The organism is bacterium (assembly GCA_024226335.1).
GTDB lineage: Bacteria > Myxococcota_A > UBA9160 > SZUA-336 > SZUA-336 > JAAELY01.
On record JAAELY010000006.1, the window covers coordinates 1 to 1,197 of the forward strand.

At 61.7% G+C, this 1,197-nt stretch carries 1 protein-coding gene; it reads right to left on the reverse strand.

Annotation, left to right across the window (positions count from 1 at the left end):
- Positions 1–93: 93 nt before the first annotated feature.
- On the reverse strand, positions 94–657 hold the full coding sequence (locus tag GY725_00225; GenBank protein ID MCP4002595.1) for a hypothetical protein: 564 nt from the start codon (positions 655–657) through the stop codon (positions 94–96).
- Positions 658–1,197: the final 540 nt, after the last annotated feature.

The following is a 1,197-nucleotide window of genomic DNA, read 5'->3' on the forward strand; positions in this document are numbered from 1 at the left end:
GCATCGCTGCGATCCGCACCGCGTCCTTGCACTTCGGACAGGCGTACTTCGGGCGGATGTGCCGCACGATCGCAACCGTCGCAGGAATGAACTTCAGTTGGTCCGACGTCTCGCGACCGATCTCCACCAGTCGATGCTCGAGCGCGCCGCGCCGGTCATCATTGACAACATTTCATCTTCGGGCGGAGACACGCAATTGCCGGCGCCGGCGACGAAGTCCTGGAAGCCGCAAGTCTCATTCCAGAGAGGGACGCGGGTCTGGTCGAGCGGCCAGGCCGAGTCGATTCCTTGATTCCCGGGAGCCGTCCACCACGAGAGAGTATCGTCGCGATAGTCGCCGTTACAGCCGGCGCCGAGACACGACTTCTCATGATGTGGAGTCAGCGCGGCGAAGTCGAAACCGAGGTTTCGGTAAACCTCGCACGTCGAGAGAGGGCCGCCCATGCTATGCGGGATCCCGTAGGAGGGAGTATTGAGCCCGGTTCCGGTCGGAGTCGATCCGGTGCAAGTCCAGGAAGCGATATTTGCTTCGACGTTGTCGCAATCTCCGCCAGAGTCGAGAGACAGAAGAAAAATGCACCCAGTAGCGACCGCCCCCTCACGAGCAAGATCGCTGAGCCGCACGCGAGCCACTTCGCTCGCCTCTGGCTTCTTCATCCGCCGTTGCGGTGTCTCCAGCAAGCTCCTTCCAGAGCTTCAGCCTCAGCGCGGTCTCGTCGGAGATCGTCATCTCAATCCATTGTGGCACAGCCGAGTACGCACAAGCCCGACCGGTTCCCAGAGGAAGCGCTCGCATTCCCCAACAACTCAGGCGGATTCATTGACCCGACGAACTTTCGTAGGCGGTGCTTCGATCGCCTCGTGCGAACGACATTCCGAAGCGCGGGGAAGCGCATCACGCCATATGCACTTCGTCATACGTTCGCGAGCCTGCACCTAAGCCGTGGCACAACCCTGTTGTGGGTCCAGCAGGTGGGCGGTTGGAAGTCGCCTCAGGTTCTGCTCGATCCCTACGCGCACTTCTTGCCAGGTGAGCTGCAAGGCTACGCGGATTCATTGACGACAGCTCTCGACGGCCCCTCTTCAACACGCCGCCATCGGAGCAAGCGCGACGCGCATCAAGAAGTCGTGCACCGGCGCGCACTTCCCTGGTGAGCGCGGCCGGGATCGAACCGGCGACCGGCGGATTAAGAGTCC

Excerpts from the sequence above, each read along its gene's own strand:
- GY725_00225 (MCP4002595.1), bottom strand. The coding sequence starts at position 657 with ATGAAGAAGCCAGAGGCGAGCGAAGTGGCTCGCGTGCGGCTCAGCGAT.